This is a genomic window from Roseisolibacter agri (assembly GCF_030159095.1).
GTDB lineage: Bacteria > Gemmatimonadota > Gemmatimonadetes > Gemmatimonadales > Gemmatimonadaceae > Roseisolibacter > Roseisolibacter agri.
Map to the genome: position 1 here is coordinate 1 of NZ_BRXS01000007.1, position 8,305 is coordinate 8,305.

Below are 8,305 nucleotides of genomic sequence, written 5' to 3' on the forward strand. Positions count from 1 at the left end.
CGGCTCCGCGCTCACCGCCCGCGCGGCGACCACGCAAGCGCAGGAGCAGCTCCTCCGCGTGCTCACCCACAACCTGCTCCTGCTTTACGGCCGGAGAAGGATTCAACAGAGCCCCTGTCATCCTGTCTCGAGCAGTTCGTCGTTCAGATCCGCAGCGCGCGGCCCGCCGTCATCGGTTCACCGTCCACAGCACCATCTGCGTGTACACCACGCGCACGTCGTAGGGCGGGATCGTGACGGGCGCTCCCGGGAGGCCGGGGGTGAAGCCGTGCGACTCCTCCACCTGCAGCTCCGCGCGCCACTGGCCCGCGCCCGTCGCGGGCGGCAGCAGCTCGCGCGGCACGACGAGCTCCGCGGGCGGGTGCCCGGTGCCGCGGTAGGTGAGCGGCTGTGTGCCGAAGATCGTCAGCCTCCACGTGCGCGAGGCCGCCGCGTCGTCGCCCGGGGCGACCGCGAGGTGCAGGCGCAGCCCGCCGTCCGTGTCCGGGCGCACCATCTCCGCGTCGAGCGCGCGCACCGTCGTGATGCGCACGCGCGGGCGGTTCGGCGTCAGGCCCGCCACCGTGGGCGCCTCGATCGCCAGCGGCTCGCGGCCGAGGACCGTCGCGAGCCGCACGCTCACGGACTGGAGGTGCCGCGTCCCGAAGTCGTCGCTCGGCCCGCCGAGCGTGAACGCGCGCCCGCCGACCTGCAGCGGCGACTGCACCTCGCGCAGCGCGCCGCGCGCGTCGCGCCCCGCCACGACGTTGCCCGAGATCGACGCGATGCCGTTCGTGTCCGCGCGCGTGGGGGAGAGCATCTGCACGCTGACGAAGGCGGTCGCCGGCGTCTCGCCCTCCGGGCCCGTGCTGCCCTGGCAGCCGGCGAGCAGCGCCGCCAGCGCGAGCGTGCGTGCGACGGCGCGGCTCATGGACCCACCGGTGCGAAGCGCAGCGACGAGATGAGCGTCACGCCGTACGCGTACGTCGTGTCGGTCGGCACCGGGCGCAGGACCGTCGACTCCGCGGTCACGTAGTACAGCAGCCGCGCCGCGACCGGACCGGCGCCCGGCAGGATCGACTGCACGGGCAGCACGAGCTCGGACGGCAGTGCGGTGACGCCGTCGACGCTCGTCGTGCGGCCGTCGCGCGCGAGCACCACCGTCCAGTGGGGCGCGACGAGCGGCGGCTCGATCCGCGACGTGGGCGCGACCACGCGCAGCCGCAGGTTGCCGCCGGAGAGCACGGGCGCCGTGCCCGCCGCGCGTCCCAGCCCCTCCATGCGCAGCGTCGCCGGCGCGATGCCTTCGATGCGCGGGAGCGCGATCGTCACGACGCCGTCCGCCGGACGTGCGGCGATCTCGCCCACGTACTGCAGGGCGCTCTGGTAGGCCGGGACGCTGCCCTCGATCGCGGTGCCGTTGACCACGAGCCGCCCGTCCTCGATACGTCGCGGGCGCCCGCCCTTGCTCCCGGGCGAGAGGTAGCCGCGGACGGCCACGAGCCCTCCGGCGGGTGCGACGCGCAGCGGCGTGGGACCGGCCGGATACGCGAGCGACGTGGACACCGTGTCGCCCGCGTCGAGCATCTCGATCGTGAGGCTGATGCGCGGCTGCGGCCCGTCGTCGGGCGGGTCGTCCCAGATGCGGCAGGACGCGACGACGGTGAGGAGCGGCAGGGCGGCGAGGCGCGCGACGCGCCGGGGGCGGAGGGACGACACTGCGGGACCTGGAACGACGGACGACGGGACGCGCGGCATCGCGCGGGACGACCCACCGAGTCTAGCGCGGGCGCCGCTAGCCGACCATCCAGAAGAGCAGGCTCGCGCGCTCGCCGCCCGTGGCCGCGCGGACGATGCGGTCGTACGCGCGGGCGCCGGAGGAGGCGTTGGTGAAGACGGCGATGGCGCGCCCCGCCTCGGGATCGGCGACGACGAAGCTCTTGGTGCTCCCGTTGTCGCCCCAGTGCCACGCGAGCGTGCGCGCGGTCGCATGCTCGCCGGTGCGCTCGAGGCCCCAGCCGAGCCCCCATGCCAGCGCGTCCGTGATCTCGGTCTGCGGCCGCAGCTGCTCGGCGCGCAGCGCGGCCGGGAGGGCGAGCGGGCCGCCGGCGGCGAGCGCGCGGGCGAGGAAGGTGCCGTAGTCCGCCGCCGTCGTGAACAGCGAGCCCGCGGCGTTGGGCTGCGTCATCACGGGCACCGGCTGGCGCTGCGGGTTCGCGAGCGCGGCGCCGCGCAGCGCGTCGGCCGAGGTCCACTCGCGCGGCGGCCGTCCCACGCGATCGGCGACCTTCGCGAAGCCGCGGCCCATCTCGGCCAGCCCGTCGCGCGGGGTGTCCGGGGCGCCGTGGCCGCTCGCGGCGATCCCCTCGAACGCCGGCAGCCAGACGAAGCTGGAGCGCTGCATCCCGAACGGCGCGAGCACCAGCTCCTCCATCGCCAGCGCGAACGGCTGCGCGGTCACCTGCTCGATCACGCGCTGTAGGAGGTAGTAGCCCTCGCCCGAATAGCGGAAGCGCGCGCCCGGCTCGAACGCGGGGACCAGCGGCTCGTCGGTGAAGCGCCAGTTGGGGAAGCCGGTCGCGTGGCGCAGCACGTGGCGCGCGGAGACGGTGCGCGCGCGGGCGTCGGTGACGTCGGGGAGCTCCGCCTGCTCGACGAGCGGCCGGTCGAGCGCGAGGCGCCCCGCCTGCACGAGCCGCAGCGCGGCGTAGGCGGTGACCGGCTTGCTGAGCGACGCGGCCTCGACGACGGTGTCGGCGGTCATCGCGTCGGTGGTGCCCGCGCGCCGCACGCCGAACCCCAGGCGCTGCGCGACGGCGCCGTCCTCCAGCACGACGATCGCGGCGCCGGGCACGCCCGTGCGCGCGAGCAGCGCCGGAATCGACGCCTGCAGCGCGGGCGAGAGCGTCCACGGACCGTCGCGCAGCGCGGGGGCGGGCACGACGGTCCCCATCGGCGGGACGCCTGCCGCGCGCGCGCAGCCGGTGAGCGCGCCCGCGACGCCGGCGGCGCTGGTGAGGAGGAAGGAGCGGCGGTCCACGGCGGGGCGGGGCAGGGACTCGAACGCGGGACGCCGAGTGCGCCCTCATTCGTCAGACACGCGCCGCGCCCGGAGCGTTTCGCGCGCGTCGCGGGGAGCCGCCGCGCGGTACCGCGGTTCGGCTGTTCACGATCGGCCGCGTACACTGGGCAAAGGTCCAATCGACTGCAGCAAGGATGAAAGTCCGAGAAGATCTGATGACCGCCGATGCTCCGCGCGGGAGCGAGGGACGTCGTCCGACACGGAGCCATCCGTCGTTATCTGATCTTTTCAGATCTTCATCCTTGCAATGCAGTTCACACCGTCGGCGTCCGCCTCGATGATCCCTGCCGAACGGAAGGCGCTCCTCTTCCTCGCGACGCTCGGGGTGCTGGGCGTCGGCGCCCGGGTCGTCGGTGGGAGCGACGGCGACGCGCCGACCGTCAGCGAGACCGCGGCGCTCGACGCGCAGCTCGCGGCCGTCGACGGGGCGATGGCGAGGGAGCGTGCGGCGAAGCGTTCCGCGAAGCGCGCGCCGACGCGACCCCGGTCACCGAGACGGCGGGCCGGTGGCCAGCCGCGTGACGATCCAGGCCAGCCATCGGGGGGTGCGGGGCGCGACCTGCCGCGCGCTCGTGCGTCTGTTTCGGGAGGTCCCGTGGAGGGGCCGATCGACGTGGACGTCGCCGACGCCGCGTCGCTCGAGGCCCTCCCCGGCATCGGGCCGGCGCTCGCGCGCCGGATCGTCGACGACCGTGCGCAGCGCGGCGCCTTCGGCTCGCTCGAGGGGCTCGGGCAGGTGCGCGGCGTCGGGCCGCGGCTGCTCGATCGGCTCGCCGCGCACGTGACCTTCTCCGGCTCTCCACGACCACCCGCTCTCCATGGCCGCCGCCCCGCTCTCCCTCGTCGCTGACCACCAGCGCATCGGCGAGCTCCTCGTGAAGGAGGGGCTCGTCACGCGCGAGCAGGTCGCGCGCGCGCTGCAGGAGCAGCAGGCGACCGGGATGCGCCTGGGCTACTGCCTGGTGAAGCAGGGGGCGATCGAGGAGACGACGCTCGTCAAGACGCTCGCGCGGCAGTACCGCATGCCCGCGGTGGACCTGGCGCGCTTCGAGGTCGACCCGCGCGTGCTCAAGCTCGTGCCCGGGGAGCTGGCGTCGAAGCACCTCGTCTTCCCGCTGAAGCGCGACGGGCGCACGCTGACGGTGGCGCTGGCCGACCCGTCGAACCCCGGCGTCCTGGACGACCTCAAGTTCATCACCCGCTACGACATCTTCCCCGTCGTCGCGGGCGAGTTCACGCTGCGGGCGCTGGTCGAGAAGCACTACGAGAGCGGCGACCAGCAGATGCAGTCGCTGCTGGCCGAGATCAGCGGCGACGACGGCGACGTCGAGATCATCGAGAGCCAGGAGGACGAGGGCGGGAACGGGATGGCCGGGGTGGACGAGGCGCCGGTGGTGCGACTCGTCAACGCCATCCTCACCGAGGCCGTGAAGCGCGGCGCCAGCGACATCCACGTCGAGTGCTTCGAGCACGAGCTGCGGGTGCGCTTCCGCATCGACGGCGCGCTGCAGGAGGTGATGAAGCCGCCGATGAAGCTGAAGCCGGCGCTCATCAGCCGCCTCAAGATCATGTCGTCGCTCAACATCGCCGAGCGGCGCGTGCCGCAGGACGGGCGCCTCAAGATCAAGGTCGGCAAGCGCGTCATCGACTTCCGCGTCAGCACCCTCCCGACGCTGTTCGGCGAGAAGATCGTGCTCCGCATCCTCGACAAGGGGAACCTGACGCTCGACCTGGAGACGTTCGGCATCGAGCCGGCGGCCGAGGTGGCGCTGATGGAGGCGATCTCGAACCCGTACGGGATGGTGCTGGTCACCGGCCCCACCGGCTCGGGCAAGACGACGACGCTCTACAGCTGCCTGTCGAAGATCAACGTCGGGGACACGAACATCATGACCGCCGAGGATCCCGTCGAGTACAACCTCTTCGGGATCAACCAGGTGCAGGTGCGCCCCGAAGTCGGGCTGACGTTCGCGGCGGCGCTGAAGGCGTTCCTGCGCCAGGACCCGAACGTCATCATGGTCGGCGAGATCCGCGACCTGGAGACGGGCGGCATCGCCATCAAGGCCGCGCTCACGGGCCACCTCGTGCTCTCGACGCTGCACACGAACAGCGCGCCGGAGACCGTGACCCGTCTGCTGGACATGGGGCTGGAGGCGTTCAACGTCGCCAGCGCCGTGAACCTCGTGCTGGCGCAGCGGCTCGTGCGCCGCATCTGCCCCAAGTGCAAGGTGCGCCGCCCGGTCGATCCGCAGGAGCTGGCGGCCGCCAAGGCGACGCCGAAGACGACGCTCCGCGAGCTGCGCTTCACGCAGGCGGCGCTCGACAACGCCAAGGCGCGCGCGACCCCGGAGGCCGCGCCGCTGCTGACGAACATCACGCTCGACAGCACCGTCTCCGACCTGCCCTGGTGGAAGGGCAACGGCTGCGACCACTGCGGCGGCACGGGCCTGAAGGGCCGCCAGGGCCTCTACGAGGTGATGGCGATGACCGGCCCGCTGCGGAAGCAGGTGCTCAAGTCCGCCGACGCCGCCGCGCTGCGCGACCTGGCGATCGCGGAGGGGATGCTGACGCTGCGCATGGACGGGTGGCTGAAGGTCATCAAGGGGGTCACGACCCTGGAGCAGGTCATCCGGGAGACGAGCGCATGAGCGGCGGCCACCCGAGCGCCGAGCGCCGAGCGCCGAGCGGCGACCGTCCCCGCCTGGCGGGCCGCATCACCAATTCCGTACACGAATCGGCGCTCGGCGCTCAGCGCTCGGCGCTCACTCCGCTGCCACACCGATGACCGCTCCCGCCGCCACCCCGCCCGCCGCCGCGCAGGCGTCCGTCCTCCAGCTCAACCTCCGCGCGCTCCTCGAGGAGATGGTGAGCCGGGGCGCGAGCGACCTGCACATCACCGCCGGCGAGCGGCCCAAGCTGCGCATCGACGGCGAGATCGTGAACGCGATGTACGAGAGCACGCTCTCGCCGCGCGACACGATGACGCTCGCCTACTCGGTCCTCACCGACAACCAGAAGAAGCGGTTCGAGATGGAGGACGAGCTGGACTTCTCGTTCGGCATCCAGAACCTCGCCCGCTTCCGCGGCAACGCGTTCAAGCAGCGCGGCTGCGTGTCGCTGGCGGTGCGCCAGATCCCGTTCACGATCAAGCCGCTGGGCGACCTGGGGCTGCCGTGGCCGGTGGCGAACTTCGCCGACAAGCCGCGCGGGCTGATCCTCGTCACGGGGCCGACCGGCTCGGGCAAGAGCACGACGCTGGCGGCGCTGCTGGACAAGATCAACAAGGAGCGGCGGGGCCACATCATCACGGTGGAGGACCCGATCGAGTTCGTGCACCGCCACCAGAACTGCATCGTCAACCAGCGCGAGGTGGGGACGGACACGAAGTCGTTCAGCTCCGCGCTCAAGTACGCGCTGCGCGAGGACCCGGACGTCATCCTGATCGGCGAGATGCGCGACCTGGAGACGATCCAGGCCGCGCTGACGATCGCGGAGACGGGCCACCTGGCGTTCGCGACGCTGCACACGAACAGCGCGGCGGAGGCGATCAACCGCATCATCGACGTCTTCCCGAGCCACCAGCAGTCGCAGGTGCGCGCGCAGCTGTCGTTCGTGCTGGAGGGGATCGTCACCCAGACGCTGATCCCGAAGGCGACGGGGCGGGGGCGCGTGCTGGCGGCGGAGGTGCTGGTGGTGACGCCGGCGATCCGCGCGCTGATCCGCGACGACAAGGTGCACCAGATCTACAGCCTGATGCAGGGCGGCAAGAAGTTCGGGATGCAGACGCTGAACGACGCGCTGTACCAGCTCTACCTGAACAAGCAGGTGACCGCGGACGAGGCGGTGCGCGTGACGAGCCACCCGAACGAGTTCCTGCAGATGATCGGGCGCCCGCAGCTGGACGAGGCGCCGACGGGGCCGACGTCGAAGCAGTCGATGCCGCCGTCCATGCAGAAGCGCTGACCCGGAGTCGAATACGATGCCCACGTTCGCCTACACCGCCCGCGCCCTCAACGGCGACCTCCGCTCGGCGACGCTCGACGCGCCGTCGCGCGACGACGCCGTCCTGATGCTCAAGCGCATGCGCCTCTCCGTCCTCAAGATGGACGAGGCGTCGAAGAAGCCGAAGGGCGGCAGCAAGGTGCCGATGCGCGACATCGTCATCTTCACGCGGCAGTTCTCGACGATGATCAACGCCGGCCTCCCGCTGGTCCAGGCGCTCGACATCCTGGCCAAGCAGAGCGAGCACAAGGGGCTGCAGCAGATCACGAAGGCCGTCGTCTTCGAGGTCGAGAGCGGTGCCACCGTGGCCGACGCGATGCGCAACCACCCGAAGGGGTTCTCGGACCTCTACACCAACATGGTGGCGGCCGGCGAGGCGGGCGGTATCCTCGACACGATCCTGATGCGCCTGGCGACCTTCCTCGAGAAGAACGACCGCCTGGTGCGCAAGGTGAAGGGCGCGATGGTCTACCCGGCGGTGATCATGAGCGTCGCCGCCCTCGCGATCGTGATCCTGCTCTGGAAGGTCATCCCGGTGTTCAAGGACATGTTCGCGTCCGTGAACATGGAGCTACCGCTGCCGACGCGGATCGTCATCGGCGCCTCGGCCTTCCTCAACGACTATTGGTGGGCGATCGGCATCGGCGCTTTCGGCCTCGGCGTCCTGATCCAGCGCGTCTACGCGACGCCCGAGGGCAAGCTCGGGATCGACAAGCTGATGCTGAAGATGCCCGTGCTCGGCGACGTGCTGCGCAAGGCGTCGGTGTCGCGGTTCACGCGCACGCTGGGCACGCTGATCTCGTCGGGCGTGCCGATCCTGGACGGGCTGGAGATCACGGCGCGCACCGCGGGCAACCGCGTGGTGCAGGACGCGATCATGGCGTCGCGCGCGTCGATCGCCGGCGGTGACACCATCGCCGCGCCGCTGGCCAAGTCGAACGTCTTCCCGCCCATGGTCATCTCGATGATCGCCGTCGGCGAGCAGACGGGCGGCCTGGACGAGATGCTGACGAAGATCGCGGACTTCTACGACGACGAGGTGGACGCGGCGGTGAGCGCGCTGCTCTCGCTGCTGGAGCCGATCATGATCGTGGTGCTCGGCGTCGTGGTGGGCGGGATGATCGTCGCGATGTACCTGCCGATCTTCGACATGGTGAACGCGGTCGGGTGAGGCTCGGCCGCCGCGGCTGTGGGTGTGCTCAGTCTGTCGCAATTCCGGTCGACAGTCCGTCGTAATCGGTT

7 protein-coding genes are annotated in these 8,305 nt (G+C 71.7%); 4 read left to right on the top strand and 3 right to left on the bottom strand.

The genetic code is table 11. The features are described 5' to 3' along the window. Positions 1 to 169: 169 nt before the first annotated feature. The 3 genes from rosag_RS21220 to rosag_RS21230 all read right to left on the bottom strand — a co-directional run bounded on the left by rosag_RS21220 (position 170) and on the right by rosag_RS21230 (position 3,019). Positions 170 to 910, bottom strand: coding sequence for a hypothetical protein (locus rosag_RS21220; protein ID WP_284352176.1), 741 nt, complete (start codon positions 908 to 910; stop codon positions 170 to 172). Next, entirely contained in the window at positions 907 to 1,698 is a 792-nt protein-coding gene (locus tag rosag_RS21225) for a hypothetical protein (protein WP_284352177.1), read from the bottom strand. Before rosag_RS21225 ends, rosag_RS21220 begins: the two co-directional genes overlap by 4 nt. 76 nt (positions 1,699 to 1,774) lie before the next feature. Beyond that, complete coding sequence (locus rosag_RS21230; protein ID WP_284352178.1) at positions 1,775 to 3,019, bottom strand: serine hydrolase domain-containing protein; 1,245 nt, start codon at positions 3,017 to 3,019, stop codon at positions 1,775 to 1,777. A 637-nt stretch (positions 3,020 to 3,656) separates the two neighbouring features. On the opposite strand from rosag_RS21230, the gene rosag_RS21235 reads away from it, so the two are divergent. The 4 genes from rosag_RS21235 to rosag_RS21250 all read left to right on the top strand — a co-directional run bounded on the left by rosag_RS21235 (position 3,657) and on the right by rosag_RS21250 (position 8,234). Continuing rightward, entirely contained in the window at positions 3,657 to 3,911 is a 255-nt protein-coding gene (locus rosag_RS21235) for a ComEA family DNA-binding protein (RefSeq protein ID WP_284352179.1), read from the top strand. Next, on the top strand, positions 3,880 to 5,709 hold the full coding sequence (locus tag rosag_RS21240; RefSeq protein ID WP_284352180.1) for a GspE/PulE family protein: 1,830 nt from the start codon (positions 3,880 to 3,882) through the stop codon (positions 5,707 to 5,709). Before rosag_RS21235 ends, rosag_RS21240 begins: the two co-directional genes overlap by 32 nt. Positions 5,710 to 5,842: 133 nt before the next feature. Further along, positions 5,843 to 7,024: a type IV pilus twitching motility protein PilT gene (locus rosag_RS21245; protein ID WP_284352181.1), complete on the top strand. Its 1,182-nt coding sequence runs from the start codon at positions 5,843 to 5,845 to the stop codon at positions 7,022 to 7,024. 16 nt (positions 7,025 to 7,040) lie between these two features. Further along, positions 7,041 to 8,234 (top strand): type II secretion system F family protein, encoded by a 1,194-nt coding sequence (locus rosag_RS21250; protein WP_284352182.1) that lies wholly within the window; start codon positions 7,041 to 7,043, stop codon positions 8,232 to 8,234. The last annotated feature ends 71 nt before the right edge of the window (positions 8,235 to 8,305 follow it).